Genomic DNA, 18,974 nt, shown 5'->3' on the forward strand with positions numbered 1-18,974 from the left:
AAACAAGGAAGGCTGTGCTGTTTTTGAGCTGGATTACGTCGACATTTTCTCCTGTCCTTCTGCGGCAATTTTGCTCTACGCGTTTCCCCGGATTTCTGGTTGCCCTCATCATCGCCATTACCGCCATGCAATTGGGCAGTCTCGCGCCAATCATAGGCGCGCCCGTATTCGCCATTTTGATCGGTATTATTTTTCGCTTGTGTGTCGGTTTGCATGAAAACATGCAATCCGGCGTTTCGTTTTCCGCCAAAAAAGTTTTGCAGTTCGGCATCATTTTGCTCGGTGCGGGCCTGAACCTGCAAACATTGTTCACGGTCGGCAAGCAATCTTTCGCCGTCATGATCGGATCGCTTGCGGTTGCGCTGATTGGCGGATACGCCATCGGTGCGTTGCTTGGGCTCCCCTTACGGCTGGTCAGCCTAATCTCGGTAGGCACCGGCATTTGCGGCGCGTCAGCGATTACCTCTTTGTCACCGATCATTGACGCAAAGGAAAGCGAAATCGCTTATTCCATTTCCACGATTTTTTTCTTTAATGTGATTGCTGTTTTTCTGTTTCCGTTTTTTGGACATGCGTTTGCTTTTTCCGATCACGCTTTCGGATTGTGGGCGGGAACGGCCATCAACGACACGTCTTCGGTTGTCGCCGCCGGATACGCTTACTCCGCCGCTGCCGGCGCATATGCGACCGTGGTCAAACTGACGCGTTCGCTGATGATCATCCCTGTCTGCCTAATGTTTTTGCTCATAAAATCAATTGTTTCCAGGCAAAAGGCGCGGCGCAACAATTCCGTGAAATTGCCGCTTTTTATCATCGGTTTTGTCGGCATGTCGGCGTTCAGTACGATCGGCTGGTTCGGAGAGAGCGGCGGACAAGCGGTGAGCTATGCCGGGCAATTTTTCATTGTGATCGCGCTTGCCGCCGTCGGATTGTCCGCCGATCTGCGCGGTCTGATGCGCACAGGTTGGCGGCCGATCCTGCTGGGACTGATTGTCTGGGTATTGGTCGCCTGCTCCAGTTTGCTTTTGCAACAGCTGACCGGCAATTTATAAGCCCGCGTTACCAGGCAAGTTCGATATGATGGACTTTCCCGTCGTCATTGAGATCGACATATGACGTTTGCAGTCGTTCCTGATAGGAAAAAGAGATTTTGCGGCCGTCGATGCTCATGGTTCGCTCCGCATGTTTATTTCCGGTTGCGCTGGCAACCTTGATGTGATATTGCGTGTTGCCGAAACGGTAAACCGCCGCATAACCCGGCCACTCGCGCGGCAGACACGGATCGAGATACAACCGCTTGCCGCGGCGGCGAATGCCCAGTATCCACTCCACCCCCGCCTGATACATCCATCCCGCGGAGCCGGTATACCACGTCCAGCCGGCATGCCCGGGATGCGGCTCGGCCGTGTAAACATCCGCAGCCATGACATACGGCTCCCCCGCATAGATGCGCACATCTTTTTCGGTTTGCGTATGCATGATCGGATTTAACAGGTGGAACAACGCATAAGCCTTGTCTCCTTCGCCCAGCATGCACCAGGCGATTATCCCCCATATGGCGCCGTGCGTATATTGCGCGCCGTTTTCGCGGATTCCCGGAGGGTAGCCCTGAATGTAGCCGGGGCTGGGATCCGATTGGTTAAACGGCGGCGTCAGCAGCCGAATAAGAGACAAATCTTCGTCGACCAATTCGCGCTCGAACGATTCCATCGCTTGCCTTGCCCGCTCATCAGGAGCGGCCGCGGAAATGACCGACCAGCTTTGTGCAATCGCGTCGATGCGGCACTCATCATCGCGGATCGAACCAAGCCACTTGCCGGAGTCGGTAAATGCGCGGCGGTACCACTGCCCGTCCCAGGCATGATCATTCAGCGCTGTCGCCAATTGCTCCGCCGTATGGACGAGCAAACGTTCTTTTTCCGCATCGCCGCGCATCCTGCAGATGTCCGCGAAACGGTTCAGCACGTCGCGGAAAAAAAACCCGAGCCAAACGCTTTCGCCGCGGCCTTTTACGCCGACCAGATTCATGCCGTCGTTCCAATCCCCGCTGCCGATGAGCGGCAGTCCGTGTTCGCCCATTCTTTGCAGCCCCAACTCGATCGCGCGCAAACAATGCTCGTACAGTGTGCCGCTTGAAGTGGACCGCTGCGCGGCCTCATAGCGTTCGTACGCGCCTTCTTGAAGCGGATCGCTGTGCAGATAGGGCATTTTTTCCTGCAAAATTTCCGCGTCTCCGGTATGCTCGATATAGCGCGCGACCGCATACGGCAGCCACAGCAGGTCATCGGAAAAAAGCGTGCGGATGCCGCGCCCGGTCTCTTCATGCCACCAGTGCTGGACATCGCCTTCTTCATATTGATGCGCGGCGCACAGCAAAATTTGCCCTCTCGCGATATGCGGCGCCGTATGCAGCAAGGCAAGCGAGTCCTGCAACTGGTCGCGGAAACCGAATGCGCCGCCGGCCTGGTAAAAAGCCGTCCGCGCCCACAACCTGCAGGAAAGCGATTGGTACAACAGCCAGCCGTTCAGCAACAAATCGGTTTCGCGCGACGGGGTTGTAACAATTAGCTGGCTTAGCGTATGCTCCCAGAACGCCGCAACCTCGGACAGCGCCCGATCGCATACGGCGGCGTCGCGATAACGCTCTGCAAGCGCTGCAGCGGCTTCAGGCGAATGTTCGCAGCCCAGCAGAACATAAACATGCCGCGTTTCCGCAGGCGCAAGCGTGAACTTCAATTGGACAGCGCCGCAACTATCAGCGAGCGGACCCGTTCGCCCGGAAAGACGCGCGCGGTCCATTGCGGCAGGATGCTCCGGGTCGCCGTTGCGGCCGATAAACTCGGTACGGTCGGCCGTCCAGGACAATTCCTGCTCTGTTTCCGCCGCATTCCCTGATGATGCCGGGGAATATATGCCGAGAAATGCGACCGCATCCCGAAACGTTTCCTGATACTGATTGCGGGCCGTCAAAATTTCCGCCGCCTCATCCCACGCCGTTACAATATACGGGGCGTTCGTCTGGCGCTCAACCCCAAGCACCCATTCCGCGTAATAGGTTAATGATGTGCGCCGCGCCTTTGCCGTGCGGTTTTGCAGCTTGAAACGGATTACTTTTACCGGATCATGGCGCGGCACAAACACGGTCATTTCTTGCTTAATGCCGCCCTTTTCATGGTGAAAGCGGGAATATCCAAAACCATGGACGACCGTATATGGCTCATCCGCCGGCGCTGCCGAAGGCGCCGGCCGCCACACTTCCCCGCTTGCTTCGTCCCGCAAAAACGCCGTTTCCGTCGGCGGATCGAGCACCGGGTCGTTGCTCCAGGGCGTCAGCTTGCATTCCCGGCTGTTCCGCCACCACGTATATCCGGTTCCCAACTCGGTTATGAGACAGCCGAATTCCGGGTTGGCAAGAACGTTCATCCAGGGAGCAGGCAAACATTTGCCTTTTGTGAAGTGCATGCGGTATTCTTTGCCGTCCGGGGAAAAACCGCCATAACCGTTGTAAAACTGCCATTCTTGGGGTTTTTCCGCGGCAACGTCCTCCCCGGCGGCATACGCCTCATCCGTTTTAGGCCCGGATATGGCAAGCGGCAATTTTTCCGGCAACGCATCGTGAACTCTGCGCCTCGGCAGGCGCAATTGCGCCGCCAGGCTGGGGCCACCGGCGCGCAATACGACACGGGCGGACGCGATTAGCAATGTTCGCTCGTCCTTTGCCAACTGTCCGGCTAATATAATATGCACGCTGTCTGCGCCCGCGCCGAAGCGTTCGACGCCATGCTCCGCTTCGCGCCTGAGCGCTTCCTGCAGGTCCTGCTTGTACCCGTCTGCCGATTCGTTGAAGATCACCAAATCGATGTTAAGCCCAAGCCTGAGCAAATACTCGTGCCCTGCCAGCATCTTGGCGATAAACGGCAAATTGCTGCGATCATCGATGCGCACGAGGATGATCGGTTTGTCGCCGGAAATGCCGAACGCCCACAAACCCGATTGTCCTTTCGTATTCGCGAGGATGCATTTTTCCCGTTCATGGCGCAGCGGCGGATTGTACAACGCCCGTCCGGCCAGCTTTTGAAAATCGATCGCTTCGCGATTTGTCAGCCGCAGGTTGCGCAGTTCGATCTGCCGCCTGTTCCATGCCATTTGAAAGGCCCGTTCAACCATCGGTCCGTATTCGAACCGCCTAACGATCGCGACTGTTTCATCTTTGCTTTTCGCTGCGGCGGTGATGGCATACAGTTGCCGCTGTTCGCCGGGCTCGATTTTAACGCGGCGGCGCATCACAAAAGCGGGATCGGCAACCGCACCCGTCGAATTGCCCAAGCGGGCGCATATTTTCTGTGGTTTAAACAAGCGGTGTCCGCGTCCGATAAAAGCCGCGCGGTCTGTTTCATATTCCGGCGCCCCCACCGCCTCGCCATCCACCAATAACGCATGGGCCGTCCAAAGCGGCTCGTCCTTCTCCTCGCGCTTGCGCCTTACGGCGATCAAGCAACCTGATTGTTCGTCATATTCCGTCTGCACAAACAGCTTGCAGAACGCGGGATGCGCATTATCGGCGCCGGGGCTTGCCAAAGACAACTCCGTAAACGTCGTCACCTCCAGCAACTTGGGCTCTGTTCCCGTATTGGTCAAGGAAATGCGGCGCACCTCCGCATTCCATTCCGGCGAGACGCAAATCTCCATGCTGGTTTGCATATCGTCGTCCGTTCGCAGAAAAATGACGCGGTCAAGCGCAAACTGGACGCGTTCTGTCCGCGCCTTCTCCCGGCACGGCTGAAATGCGGGCGACCAGATGTGATTCGTCGCGGTATCCCGGATGTAGACAAAGCTCCCCCAGGGATCGCATACGGGATCTTCCCGCCATCTGGAAATGGCGATGCCCTTATACCGACTGAACCCGCTCCCGCTGTTCGTGACGACAGTCGTGAACGTTCCGTTGGAGAGCACGCAAACTTCGGGCAGGGCCGTGGCTGCCGACGTAAATTCCCGGTAGCCGGCAAAATCGTTTGCCGGTCGGGCAAGCGGATTTTGTCGGCGGTGCAAGGCGGGCTGCCTGATCAATCTGGGCCGAAGCGGCATTCGCTCCTGCAAAAGCAATTCGGCCGCGCGCACTTCCTTGCTGCGGTGGAACCTGTCGTACATTGCCTGCGGCATAAGCAAATTGGCTAAAGCAAGCATGCTCATGCCCTGATGATGGGCAAAAAAGCTGTAGATCACCATATGGTTGCAACCGGCGGGCATCCGCTCCCGGGTGAAATCCATCGCTTCGTAATAGCCGTACTTGCCGCGGCCGCCCAGACGCTCATACTCTTTTAAGGCATCCATGCTTCTTTGCTTGGCAAACGGCATGGCCAATATTGCCGCATATGGCGCCGCGACAAGATCTTCCTCGAGCCCGCGCTTAAAACCCAATCCGGGCACGCCAAACGCCCTGTATTGATAATTCATTTGATAATCAAACGCATAGTATCCGGACTCGGATATGCCGAACGGGATGCCGCGCTCTTTCGCATATTCGCTTTGCCGTTTGACAATGCCTTGGTAGGAGCTGCTCCACACCGTCTTCGGGTATGTCCGCATAAACAGCCACGGCATCAAATATTCAAACATGGTGCCGGACCATGACAACAGGACAGGCCTGTTTCCCGCCTTTGTCATCGTTCTGCCCAGCGCTTGCCAATGCGCCACGGACACCTGGCCTAACGCAATCGCGATAAAGCTGGCCTGCCTAGCTTCCGAAGCGAGCAAATCATACAAAATCCCGTCGCGTTCACGCGCTTGCGCATGGTATCCGAGCGAAAACAGCTGCGTCTCGGCGTTAAACAGCGGCCGAAAATCGGTCGCATGGACCAACGCATCCATTCTGGCCGCCAAGCGCGAGGCGCGTTCGATCCATTGCCGCGGAACTTTCGCCTGTTCGTTCGTCTTCGGCTCTGTAGCGGTAAGCTCTTCGGCGAAGGCAACATGCAGCGACTCGCCGCGCGTTCCGGCAGCATCTTGGCGCGATAAATGTTCCGTATCGCCATACGCTTCCAGCCATTCCGCCAAACCTTCTTTAACCGTAATCAGGCTGGTGATAAAATTTCCCGAGTCGACAGTCGAGACATACATGGGCGGCAACGGCCGCAACGTTTCCGTATCATACCAGTTGTACAGGTGCCCGTTCCATTTCTCCATCCGCTCAACCGTATCTATCGTCCGTTCCAGGCGTTCAAGCAATCCGTCCATGCCGATAAACTGAAAATCTTTGGCGGCCAGCACACAGGAAATATATAGCCCGATATTCGTCGGCGAAGTGCGTTTGGCCACGCCTTTGTCCGGTTCCAACTGCACATTGTCGGGCGGCAGCCAATTGTCTTTTTCCGTTACAAAATCTTCGTAAAACGACCAGATATCTTTCGCCAGATCGCGCAATTCCGCCTTTTCCGTATCCGCAAACGTCTCGCTTTTTTGCCGCGGCGGGCGATCCAGCCAACTAACCGCGAACGGAGCGGCAATCCAGACCGCACTTAAAAAAAAGGCAACGGTTTGGGCAGGAACCTCTCCGTTCCAAACCGCCGCCGCCACAAACAAGACGATGACGGCAAAACCTCCGATCATGCCTAACAGCGGCGGGCCGCCAGTCCGGCTGCTTGTCCTGTCAACCTCCGCCGAGCTGACCCATTCAAGCAATTTGCGTTTGGAAAACAACAACCGGTATAACGTACGGCAGATGGCATTGACCATAAGGACGCTTTGAAACGGCAAAGTCATGATATTGACGAATTCCTGACCGCATGCGAAAAGCAAGTTGCGCGGCCGCCAGACAACCGTTTTAATGGTGAACAATTGGCGAAACACGGGCAAAAGCCACGTGGCGGCAACAAGCGCAAACCACCTCAAGGGCGGGCCGGGCAGCACCGTCAAGGCCAACAGCATGGCGAGCATCAGCATCGGGGGCAGCAGGCTGCGCCGCAAATTGTCGATGATTTGCCAGCGGGTCAGCACCGATAAATCCACCGGCAGCGCTTCGCCCCGGCGGTTCCGCACTTTCGGCAAAAGCCACAATATCAACTGCCAATCGCCGCGAACCCAGCGGATTTGCCTTTTTTGCTTGGCTATAAACTTGGCGGGATGATTGTCAATCAGCTCAATATCCGCAAGCAATCCCGCCCGCAAAAATCCGCCTTCCAGCAAGTCGTGGCTTAAAACGCGGTTTACCGGGATCCGGTCACACAACACTTCGTGGAAGACAGCGACGTCAAATATTCCTTTTCCCGTAAAAATGCCTTGCCCAAAATTGTCCTGGTACGGATCGGAAATTGCGAACGCGTAAGGATCGACGCCCGGTTCGCCCGACCACAGCGCCGCCAGCCGCGATTGCTGCGCCGCTTCATGCGTCGCGCCGATTCTTGGCTGCAAAACGCCAAAGCCTTCGATCACTCGCGTTCTTTTTTCATTCAGCCGCGGACGGTTGTACGGAAAATGCAGCGTTCCGATCATCCGCTGCGCACTTTCCAGCGGCAATCTGGTATCGGCATCCAGCGTGATAATATAGCGAATCTGTTTCCAACATGAAGCGTCGCTCACGATGACATCGAAGCTCGTATCCGTACGGCCCCGAAGCAGCTCGACAAATTCCACCAGTTTGCCGCGTTTGCGCTCCCACCCCATCCAGACTCCTTCCGACGGGTTCCACAGCCGTTTGCGCTGAAACAAATGAAATGTTGTTTGCGGATACGCCCGATTTAACCGCTCCACACATGTTTTCGCCGTTTCGGCTATTTCCGCATCCTCCGCCGTGGTTTCCGAATTCGCGTCTTTATAATCACCCAGCAAGGCAAAATGAATATTCGCGTCGCGATTGGCCAAATAGTGCAGCTCAAGCCTGTCCGCAAGCTCCAGAACCTCCTGCACAGTCGACCAAATCACCGGAACTACCACCATGGTCGCGGCATCGGGCGGCACGCCTTGCGAAAAATCATAGCGCAACAGCGGTACGGGGCGTTTTACGCGTTCAACAAGCCAATGAACGATCGTCACCGCCCACTCCGAAATCGGAAAAGCCGCCAAAACCAACAGCAGGAACCATGCGAGCGGCGACAACGCCGCGCTAGTTCCAAACCAAACCGACCATCCGGTCATGCCCGCGGCAAACAAAACAGACAGCAAGCCGAAATAAATTTCCGATGAATGCCGATGCAAACTCGCCGCGGGCAATACCCTGGGCTTCCCGCACATTTTCAGCGCTTTCCTTAGCGCTTTTATTCCGGTTGCTTCCAATAAAAAATAAGCGACAAACGCTTGCCGGGGCAACGTTTGCTCAGCCGTATCGCTTGCGGCAAATTGTTTGTGGCAGTTCGCCGCAAGCGATACGGCCTGCGCGGCAATGAGGTTTTCCGGAATGTTCAGTTTCCGCGCCAACTGAACGATCCGCAAACGAAGCGTGTTGCGACTCGCAAAATCCATTTTTGCATAATCGCCCGTGCTTTCCGTCCGCAGCGTTTGTTCGACAACGCTAATTTTTTCAAACATGCCGCGCCAGTTCCAGCGCGAAAGTTTCCGCAAGCTTTCAATGACGTTGCGGGTCGTCGTATGGTATGCCGCTTGCGCCTGCACTTCATAAGAAACGATACGCTCCAGGCTTTCCGGCCCGTTTTCCAACTTGCAAATCAGCCAGTCGCGCACCGTCGCCGTATCGTCGGCGCGCTCGCGCAGATGCTTGACCAAATGCACAATGAGCGACCCCGACAAAGGCATTTGTTGCCCCGCATCTTCCAAAGCCATACTTAATTTTTCCGGTGTAATGTCCGTTTCCGCGAACTTTTCCAATATACTGCCGACCAGGGAACAAACGGCGCGGCGATCCCGAATCGCATCCATAACTTTGCTCAAGTGGCCTATCAGCGCGACGCGCATGATGAGCGGAATCGCCCAAATTTCCGATATAGTCAGAACCGATACTTCCTGATAAGCCTGTATGTACGCAACAAATGATTCCTCATCCAAAACACCGTCGGTATATTCGATAAATTCCCGGCAAATCGCGTAAACTCTTGTGTCGTTTTCTCCGCGCAAAAAGGGCAAATCCTTAATTAAATCCCTCGTCAATTCGCGTTTGCTTACCAGCGCCTGCTCTTCGATAAATTCCGCATGGTCAAGCAGCCATTCTTCCGCCGGCTGCGAGCAGGCGGAACATTTTTCATACAATTCCTCGACGAGCAAACGCAGTTTTCCGATTTCCGATTCGGTGCGCCGTAAGGAATCTCTTTTCGGTTTGCGGCTTATCAACGGATCGTGGCGCAAAGCGGATTTGTGCGATTGTTGTTGCAACTCATCCTTATTCAAAATCATTCGCTTTCCCCCGGATCAGATTCGTGGTGGCAGGCTGAACACTTAAAATATTTCCAATCCGGCCGGGAATTATGAGTATCAGGTTTAAGCAAGGGGCAAATTCGGTTTCAGCGTTGAAGCGGCTAAAAAATATCGTTACAATATAGATAGATATAGTAAAAAGGGAGGAGCTCTTATTGCCAGAAATTTTACATCATAAAAAATTAACCAGATTTAACATTATCCGCCGCATGTTCATGATGCTCGTGGGGGCTGCTCTCGTATCCGTAGGGTTGGAAATTTTCCTGGTGCCGAACAACATTATCGACGGGGGCATTACCGGCATCTCCATTATCCTGAACCATTTCACGCACATACCGCTCGGCATATTTTTGACATTTTTAAACTTGCCGTTTATGTTTCTCGGTTATCGCCAAATCGGCAAAACGTTCGCGCTTTCCACCCTGTTTGCAATTGTCATGATGTCGATCGGAACCACGCTGCTCATCCCGGTGCAACCGTTGACTGATGATTCGCTTTTAAACGCCGTTTTCGGCGGCGTCATATTGGGCATCGGCGTCGGTATGGTCATCCGCTCGGGCGGCTCCATGGACGGAACGGAGATCGTGGCTATTTTATTGAACAAAAAAACGCCGTTCTCCGTCGGCGAAGTCATCATGTTTTTAAATATTTTCATCCTGGGCAGCGCAGGTTTCGTGTTTGGTTGGGACCATGCGATGTACTCGCTAATCGCCTATTATATCGCGTTTAAAATGATCGATCTCACAATTGAAGGCTTCGATCAGTCGAAAGCGGTCTGGATTATCAGCGGCAAAACAAAAGAAGTCGGCGACGCGCTGTTGGACCGTTTGGGCCGCGGCGTCACGTATTTGAACGGCGAGGGCGGTTATTCCGGCAACGACAAACAAGTGATCTTTTGCGTTATTACCAGAATCGAGGAAGCAAAATTAAAAGCGATCGTGGACGACATCGACCCGGATGCCTTTCTTGCTGTCGGCAATATTCACGATGTGCGGGGCGGCCGATTCAAGAAGAAAAACATCCACTAAAACACCTGTCGACGTTGGTCGACAGGTTCTTTTCAGCGGCGGAAAGCTCCGCACGGGGCGCTATATCGGCATTTTCGCCGTTACACGCGCTTCAATGATTGATCTCCTGGGCAAGCCGCGCAAACAGAATTTCATCTTCAAGCCGGATATGCTCTTTCAGCTTTGCCTCCAATTCCTGCATTTTGGTAAAAACCATTTCATAAGCCGGGCAAGCGTCTGCCGGCAACGTGAAATCGTTCGTCAATTCGCGCAGCTTTTTAAAAATTGCGAGCGACGCGTCGTGCTCTTCCGCCAATTTTGCCGCCATCTCGGTAAGCCGGCCGTGCTCGGGCAGCTTTTTTTCGCTCGCGTATCGTTTTACAGCGGGAAACGTATCTTTTTCTTCCCTTTCCATATGCTCTTCCAGCTCTTTTTTCAATTGCAGGAACAGCCGATGCACGATTGTCAGTTCCGGGTGGTCCGAGCCGTGCACATCGCGAATCCGTTCGCTATATTGGCTTAGGCCGGGCAGCGTTTCATACAAATAGGCATGGTGCTCGTTCACGATATGGTCAATAATTTCCGGGTAAGATTTTTGTTCCCAGTTCATACAATTCATCTCCAACGTTTTTTTCCAAGTATAAAATAACAGCGGAAACCTCTGTGTGATGCAGGTCACTTAGTTCTGCCCGCGGTCCTCCCGCTGTTTGGCAAGCGCCGCTTTGAGCGCTTCGCCAAGATTCGTTCCGAGCGCAACATTGTCGCTGTATTGGCGGGCCAGCTGTGATTCCCTGCGGCGGCTGAATTTGCCCTTTGCGCTGTCATCCAGTTTTTCGATGACGTTGCATAATCGGCATTGCGCGTATTTGCCTGCCTTGCCGTTGTGCAGCTCCATTTTTTTATGGCATTGCGGGCAGCGCCTGTTGATCATCACAGGCTCCGCCGCCCTGCTGTAGCCGCATTCGCGGTTGCGGCAAACAAGCCGCTTGCCGCGTTTCGTTTTCACCTCAAGCAGCGGTTCGCCGCAATCCGGGCAATGCGCATGCGTCAGATTATGCGGCTTGTAATCCGCATTGCTTGATTTCACCTCTTGTACAAGGCGAATCGTGAGTTCGCGGATTTCTTGCATAAAACGTTTGCTGTCCCCTTTTTTCCTGGCGATATTTTCCAGTTCCCGTTCCCAATTGGCGGTCATTTCCGGCGAGCGCAGCTCATCGCTGACCAACTCGATCAACTGTTTGCCTTTGCCGGTCGGCACTAGCCGGTTGCCTTGCCGTTCAATCGTGTCGGTGGAGAGCAGCTTCTCGATGATGTCCGCGCGCGTTGCCGGCGTTCCCAGATGATGCTTTTCCATCTGTGTGAGCAGCGTCGCTTCCGTAAAGCGCGCCGGAGGTTTCGTCCGGTCTTCGCGGATTAGGCAGCGCCCGATTTTTAACCTTTGCCCTTGCGTAAGCTCCGGCAGCAACTGGTTGAACGTTTCATGCGCCGCCGCGTCGGCTTCGTCTTCGCTGTCGTCCGCGCCTGTTATGTCCATTCCGTAAATTTCTTTCCAGCCGCTGTCTTTCATGACCCGGCCGGCGGCATGAAAGGTCTCGCCCGAAGCGGTCATGATAAGGCGCGTTTCATCGTAACGGCACGCGGGATAAAAAAGCGCGAGAAAACGTTTCACGATCAAATCATACAAGCGCCGTTCCTCGTGATTCAAAGCGTTTAACTGAACGGGCTGTTCGGTCGGAATAATCGCGTGGTGATCCGTCACTTTGCTGTCGTCGACGATGCGTTTCGTAATGCGCAGCGCTTTTGCCAGCAAGGGCTTGGCCAGCGGAGCATATGGCCCGACGGCAATGCTTTTTAACCGGTCGGGCAATGTGGGAACCATATCGGACGTCAAATAGCGCGAATCAGTACGCGGATACGTGACGAGTTTATGCTGCTCGTACAGTCTTTGCAGCACCGAGGACGTCTGCTTGGCGGAAAATCCGAGACGCTTGTTGGCGTCGCGCTGCAATGTCGGCTACCACCGTCCAAAACGGCACGGATGTAAAGCGGCTTATTTCCTCCTCGCGCTTCATCAGCATGGCGAGTGTCGGCGTTTGCACGCGTCCGGCCGCCAATTGCGCGTTATATTTCACGGTCAGCGCCCGCGTAACGTTCAATCCGATCAGCCAATCCGCCTCGGCGCGGCATATTGCGGATTCGTAGAGCGAATCGGTTTCGCTCCCGGGCTTAAGCCGGGCAAAGCCGTCGCGGATCGCTTTGTCAGTCTGGGAAGAAATCCACAAGCGTTTGAACGGCTTTTTCCAGCGGATCATCTCCATAATCCAGCGGGCGACCAGTTCCCCTTCCCGCCCGGCGTCCGTGGCGATGACCAATTCCTGCAAATCGCCGCGCTTGCTCAATTTCTCAATCGCGCGAAACTGCTGTCCCGTCTCCCTGATTACTTTCAGTTTCATCCGCTTGGGCAACATCGGCAAATCTTCCATATTCCACGTTTGATATTTCTTGTCGTAGTCTTCCGGTTCGGCAAGCGTGACCAAATGTCCCAGCGCCCATGTCACAACATATTTGGGGCCTTCAAAAAAATTTTTCTGTTTCGTTGCGCATCCCAGCACGCGCGCGATTTCTTTCGCCACGCTGGGTTTTTCCGCCAATACAAGTGTTTTCATCTTTTGTCTCCTGTTATGCGCCTTCGCTATTTTTAAACTGGTTGCAAAACATGCGGTAATATTTGCCTTGCGCGCCGATCAACGCGTCGTGGCTGCCTTTTTCGCTTATTTCCCCGCGGTCGATAACTAAAATCGCATCCGCATTGCGGATCGTGTTCAGGCGGTGCGCGATGATAAAACTGGTCCGCCCTTTCATCAGATGAAGCAGCGCATTTTGAATGTTGAACTCCGTGCGCGTGTCGATGCTGCTGGTCGCTTCATCAAGCACCAGAATGGCCGGTTTGGCTAAAATGACGCGGGCGATTGCCAAAAGCTGCCGCTGCCCTTGACTTAAGTTGCTTCCGTTCTCCATCAGTATTGTATCATACTGCTGCGGCAAGCGCCTGATGAACGGCGCGGCGTTCGCCAAAGCCGCCGCTTCCTCCATCTCGCGGTCGGTGGCGTCCGGCCTGCCGTATTTGATGTTGTCGCGGATCGTGCCGGAGAACAAATACGTATCCTGCAGCACGATGCCGAAGGCGCGGCGCAAACTGTCCCTCGTGTAGTCTTTGATATCGCGCCCGTCGATCGTAATGGCGCCGCCGGTCGCATCATAAAATCGCGTCAACAGATTGACGATCGTTGTTTTACCCGCGCCGGTCGGCCCGACAAGCGCGATTGCGCTGCCGGGTTCAGCCGTAAAACTGATGTTTCGCAAAATCGGCATATCCGGTTTGTAACCGAAGTTAACGCGCGCAAATTCCACCCGTCCTTGCGGATTCGCCAATTCGACGGCGTTCGGGCTGTCCGGCTCCTCCTCCTGTTCGTCCATCACTTCAAAAACCCGTTCGGCGCCGGCCACGCCGGATTGCAGCATATTAAACAAATTGGCCATATCGTTAAGCGGTCTGACAAATTGCCGGGAATAGCTGATGAAGCTGGCGATGACGCCTAATGTGATATGCCCGTTCACCACCAGTATACCGCCGACGATTGCCACGATGGCAAACCCCAGGTTGTTGATGACGCTCAAAAAAGGCATCATAAAGCCGGACCATACTTGCGCCCGCGTTGCGGATTCGCGCAGCTTCTCGTTCACCGCGGCAAACTCGGCGATCGCCCTGGCTTCATGATTGAACGCTTTAACAATCTGAATGCCGGATATCATTTCTTCAATATGACCGTTCAGCAAACCCAGCTGCTTTTGTTGCTCCTTGAACAGCAAACCGGTTTTGCGGGTAATGGTTCGTGAAAGCAAAAAAACAAGCGGCACCGTGACCAAGCTGGCAAGCGTCAACAACGGGCTAAGCGCGATCATCATCACGAGCGAACCGGTGATCGCAATCGATCCGGTCATGAGCTGCGTAATCGTTTGCGAGAGCGTATTGCTCACATTATCCGTGTCGTTTGCCAGCCTGCTCATCATTTCCCCATGCGGCCGGGAATCAAAAAAGGCCAACGGCAGTTTTTGCAGCTTGGCAAAAAGCGCATGTCTGATCCGCTTGACAATCCGCTGCGCAATGCCCGCCATGAGCCATCCTTGCGCAAAAGTGAATATGCCGTCGCCCAAATAAGCGGCGCCAAGCGCAATGACGGCAACGCCCAGCATATGAAAATCGACCAAACCGCCTCTGTAATCGATCGTATTGATGGCGACACCGATCAAATAAGGTCCGAGCAAGGTTAATACCGCATCGAGCAAAATCATTCCGAACACAACGGCGAGCTGTTTTTTCTCGGTGCTGATATAGCGCCACAGCCTTTTGACGGTGGCGCCGAAGTGTTTCGGCTTCACGATTTGCCCGCGCCTGCCGTGCCCAAAACCGCCGCCCGGGCGCGGCAAATTGTCGGGAATCGCTCGTCCGCCTGCGGTTTGTTTAGCCATGAAGCTTAACCTCCCTGCCGATCTGCGAATGGTATATTTCCCGGTATACGCCGCAACCGGCAAGCAGCTCCGCATGTTTGCCGCATCCGACCATTCGCCCGTCATCCAACACGATGATTTTATCGGCGTCCATAATTGAAGTGATGCGCTGTGCGATTACAATGACCGTCATATCCCGCGCATACTCCTTCAAGCCCTGCCTGATTTGCGTCTCCGTTTCCGTATCCACGGCGCTCGTGCTGTCGTCCAAAATCAAAATCTCCGGCTTTCTGACTAAAGCTCGCGCGAGCGAAATCCGCTGCTTTTGGCCTCCGGACAAATTCACGCCCTTTTGCCCGACGCGCGTATCATAACCTTCCGCAAAGCCTTCGATAAACGCATGCGCTTGCGCCGTCCGCGCGGCTTCCGTGATCTCCGCAAACGACGCGTCCTCTTTGCCCCAGCGAATGTTGTCCGCCACCGAGCCGGAGAAAAGCACGGTTTGCTGCGGCACAATCGCGATTTTCTCCCGCAGATCGGCGGGATCGACCATGCGTACATCGGCCCCGTCCACCTTGACAACGCCGGACGTCGCGTCGTAGAAGCGCGGGATTAAGCCGACCAGCGTGCTCTTCCCCGAACCTGTCGAGCCGATAATGCCGACGGTTTCGCCGGGCAAACAGCTAAACGTAATGTCCCGCAAGGCAAGTTCGCCCTTGGGGCCGTCATAGGAAAACGACACCCGCTCAAAATCGACGCGGCCCTTTTCGCCACTTTCGCCTGTCCCGATCATTTTGCCGTCTGCGGCGGCATTTTGCGCGCCGAACACTTCCCCGATCCGTCCGGCGGAAGCGCGGGCCCGAACGAACATATTAAAGACCATGGAGATCATCATGAGGGAGAACAAAATCTGCGTCATATAGTTGATAAACGCAATGATCTCCCCCACCTGCACCGTTCCGCGATGAACGCCGTAGCCGCCAAGCCAAAGAACCGCCACGATGCCGAAATTCATCGCCAGCATGATGAGCGGGTTAAATACCGCCATCATCCGCATGGCGACAACCGATCTGTTTTGGAATTCCCGATTGGCAATGCCGAATTTTTCCGTTTCATAGGCGAACCGGTTAAAGGCCTTGACCACGCGCACGCCGGACAAATATTCGCGCATCACGCCGTTCATGTTGTCAAGCGACTTCTGCACCTTGAGAAATAACGGAAACGCCACTTTCATATTCAGCGCGATCAACAGGCTGACAACAGGCACCACCACCGCCAAAACGAGCGCCAGATGATGGTTGAGCCGCACCGCCAAAACCAAACTGCCGATGCATAAAAGCGGCGCCTTCACAAAAATCCGCATCAGCCCGTTGGCGAAATTTTGCACCTGCGTCACATCGTTGGTCAGCCTTGTGACTAGCGACGCGCGGTCAAAGCGGTTGATATTTTCAAATGTAAACAGCTGAATTTTCTGAAACAGATCCGCGCGCAATTCCGCGCCGAAGCGCTGTGACACATTGCTCGAGACAACGTTTCGCACCGCGGCCGCCACCGCGCCCAGCGCCGCAATCAAAAGCATCTGGCCGCCATAGCGCAAAATGGCGTCCATCCGCTTTTGCGCCACGCCTATATCCACGATATCGGCCATCAATGTCGGCAGCGTCAAATCACAGATTGCTTCGCCTGTCAAAAACAGCAGCGCAACGCAAAACGGACGCCAATATTTGCCGACATATCGTTGTAAGTACCCCATCCGCGCCTCTCCTTTGTTAGCCTATCATTAGTATAAATGATTTCTTAAGGCTCGCCAGATGTTCGCTATTGTTTTTTATGCAAAACTTGGGGATTTCAGGGATATCAAGCGGCTGTTGATGATGTACGTCTCCGCGCAAAGCCGGAACATCCGACGAAAGTGCGAACCTGTGATTCTCGACGCTAAGGTTTAACGGCAAGCCTTCTGACGATTGTGGACATCAGGCGCTCGTTGCTTTCGATGGTTAGCCCGGCTTTTTCGATATGATCCAACGTACGACGATTGATATTGGCGCCGCTTAAGCGCACGACGAGCGGATTTAGCGCATCCATCAACAATCCCGTGACGGGATTTTCGCTGCGCATGTGCTCCAGCAGCAAAATTTTGCCGTCCGGTTTGCATACGCGGCGCAATTCCCGCAATCCGGCAACCGGGTCGGGAACGGAACAAAACACACACGTCGCCACGACATAATCGAATGTGCCGTCGGCAAACGCGAGATGTTCGATGTCCATTTCCCGCAAAGTCACCTGCATGTGCAGCTCCTCCGCTTTGCGCGCGGCAAACTTCAGCATGTTGGGGCTAAAGTCGATGCCGGTCAGCGTGACATGATTCGCATAATGCGGTAAATTTGCGCCGGCGCCGATGCCGACTTCCAGCACATTCCCCGTTACCTCAGCCAGCATTTCTTTTTTCCACTGCCGCATCAAGCGGCCATCCATCATATTGAACATGGCGGCAATGCGGTCGTACCGTTTCCGGATCACTTCCGTTTGGTTTTTTTCCCCGTTTTTCATAACGTTTCCTCCCGTTTTTTTTCTATCTTAAATCGAAATGAGAAAAAACGCCAAAACTAATGGAGAATATGCTAAGATGTTTCTATACTAGAATGATTCTAAGATAGGAGAATGGTGATGAAGCAAAATTCGGACATTATTTTTCTGGAAGGATTGGAAGTGGAATGCATCATCGGCATTTTCGATTGGGAAAGAGAACAAAAACAAACGGTCAGAATCGACCTGGAAATGTTCACTGACATTCATCCCGCCGCCAAGTCCGACCGAATCGAGGATGCGCTCAATTACAAAACCGTGGCAAAAGCAATCATCAAGATGGTGGAAGAAAGCCAATTTTATTTGCTTGAGAAAATGGCGGAAGAAATCGCCAATATTTGCCTGAACCGGTTCCAAATCGCCAAAATCAGGCTGAAGGTAAGCAAGCCGGGAGCAATCCGCGGTTCGAAAAATGTCGGGATCTTGATTGAAAGGGAGCGGCAAGCGTGAATACGGCTTTTATCAGCATCGGCTCCAATATCGCTAAAGAAGTGAACATTCCGGCGGTTTTTCATAGGCTGCAACGGCAATTCACCGTGGCAAACATTTCCCGGGTTTATGAAACGGCGCCGATCGGTCCGCTGGGACAGCATACGTTTTGGAACGCCGCGGCGGAAATTCGCACACCGCTATCCCCGATTGAACTAAGCAAAAAACTGAAAGAAATGGAAGCGGACTTCGGCCGCAAGCGCGACGCCGCGAACAAGTACGCCCCGCGTCCGCTTGACCTGGATCTGATTTTGTTCAACGATCTTGTGGTCGCAAACGAACAGATCAAATTGCCCAGCCCGCAGCTTGACAAATTCGCGTTTGTGCTGATGCCGATCGCCGAAATCGCGCCGGATTATGTCCATCCTAAGTCCGGCCAAACGCTGGCCGCGATGGCCGAAAATTTTCACGACGAAACGCAAACATGGGACATCATTTTCGAAAACAAACTGAAAGGCGCGGCCGAAACCGACCGCATGCGCAAAAAAACGGTTCTGATCACCGGCGGGGCCGTCCGGATCGGCCGTGAAATAAGCCGCTTTTTTGCGGAAAAAGGCTATGCGGTAGCGATCCATTATCACTGCTCGGCAACCCGGGCGGAACAATTGGCGCGGGAAATCCGCGCGCACGGAGGCGCCGCCTGCTGCCTGCAGGCGGATTTGCGGACGATCGGCGCATTGGAGCAACTGGTTGCCGGCGTGATCGACCGTTGGGGCTATCTGGATACGCTTGTCAACAACGCCGCCGTTTTTTACCCTACGCCGATTACCGAAATGAACCCGGAGCAATGGGACGAGTTGTTGGCCATCAATTTGCGTTCGCCGCATTTCCTCATTCAAAACGCATATCCGCATTTGCGGCGAACCAATGGCGCGATCGTAAATATTGCCGACATTTATGCGGAACGGCCGCTGTCCACCCATTCGATTTATTGCGCCACGAAAGCGGGGTTGGTTGCCTTGACGAAAAGTTTGGCGCAGGAACTTGCCCCGCAAATCCGCGTGAATGCGGTTGCACCGGGCG

General features: G+C 54.3%; 9 protein-coding genes and 1 pseudogene. 4 read left to right on the forward strand and 6 right to left on the reverse strand.

From position 1 onward, the window contains the following. Nucleotides 1–59: 59 nt before the first annotated feature. The gene (locus tag VF260_08750; protein HEX7057265.1) at nucleotides 60–1,052 is read left to right on the forward strand and encodes a putative sulfate exporter family transporter; all 993 of its coding nucleotides are present in this window, start codon (nucleotides 60–62) and stop codon (nucleotides 1,050–1,052) included. A gap of 7 nt (nucleotides 1,053–1,059) precedes the next feature. Here the strand turns inward: VF260_08750 and VF260_08755 are convergent, their stop codons facing one another. Then, on the reverse strand, nucleotides 1,060–9,339 hold the full coding sequence (locus VF260_08755) for a glucoamylase family protein (GenBank protein HEX7057266.1): 8,280 nt from the start codon (nucleotides 9,337–9,339) through the stop codon (nucleotides 1,060–1,062). 230 nt (nucleotides 9,340–9,569) lie between these two features. Between VF260_08755 and VF260_08760 the strand changes: the two genes are divergently transcribed. Then, on the forward strand, nucleotides 9,570–10,388 hold the full coding sequence (locus tag VF260_08760; protein ID HEX7057267.1) for a YitT family protein: 819 nt from the start codon (nucleotides 9,570–9,572) through the stop codon (nucleotides 10,386–10,388). 91 nt (nucleotides 10,389–10,479) lie between these two features. Here the strand turns inward: VF260_08760 and VF260_08765 are convergent, their stop codons facing one another. From VF260_08765 to VF260_08785, 5 genes and pseudogenes are all read right to left on the reverse strand, one after another. Further along, nucleotides 10,480–10,977 carry a hemerythrin domain-containing protein gene (locus VF260_08765; GenBank protein HEX7057268.1) on the reverse strand — a complete coding sequence of 166 codons (498 nt, stop codon included), beginning with the start codon at nucleotides 10,975–10,977 and terminating at the stop codon, nucleotides 10,480–10,482. Between the two features lie 69 nt (nucleotides 10,978–11,046). Then, nucleotides 11,047–13,033, reverse strand: a pseudogene (locus VF260_08770) (DNA topoisomerase III). A gap of 13 nt (nucleotides 13,034–13,046) precedes the next feature. Continuing rightward, on the reverse strand, nucleotides 13,047–14,897 hold the full coding sequence (locus VF260_08775) for an ABC transporter ATP-binding protein (protein HEX7057269.1): 1,851 nt from the start codon (nucleotides 14,895–14,897) through the stop codon (nucleotides 13,047–13,049). Continuing rightward, on the reverse strand, nucleotides 14,890–16,629 hold the full coding sequence (locus VF260_08780; GenBank protein ID HEX7057270.1) for an ABC transporter ATP-binding protein: 1,740 nt from the start codon (nucleotides 16,627–16,629) through the stop codon (nucleotides 14,890–14,892). Before VF260_08780 ends, VF260_08775 begins: the two co-directional genes overlap by 8 nt. Before the next feature lie 182 nt (nucleotides 16,630–16,811). Next, nucleotides 16,812–17,426, reverse strand: coding sequence for a methyltransferase domain-containing protein (locus VF260_08785; GenBank protein HEX7057271.1), 615 nt, complete (start codon nucleotides 17,424–17,426; stop codon nucleotides 16,812–16,814). A 117-nt stretch (nucleotides 17,427–17,543) separates the two neighbouring features. On the opposite strand from VF260_08785, the gene folB reads away from it, so the two are divergent. Together folB and folK are read left to right on the forward strand one after the other, a co-directional pair. Continuing rightward, nucleotides 17,544–17,912 carry a dihydroneopterin aldolase gene (folB, locus tag VF260_08790; protein ID HEX7057272.1) on the forward strand — a complete coding sequence of 123 codons (369 nt, stop codon included), beginning with the start codon at nucleotides 17,544–17,546 and terminating at the stop codon, nucleotides 17,910–17,912. Further along, on the forward strand, nucleotides 17,909–18,974 hold a 1,066-nt coding region (gene folK, locus VF260_08795), incomplete at its 3' end, for a 2-amino-4-hydroxy-6-hydroxymethyldihydropteridine diphosphokinase (GenBank protein ID HEX7057273.1). The genes folB and folK, both read left to right, overlap by 4 nt.

Source organism: Bacilli bacterium (assembly GCA_036381315.1).
Lineage (GTDB): Bacteria > Bacillota > Bacilli > Paenibacillales > KCTC-25726 > DASVDB01.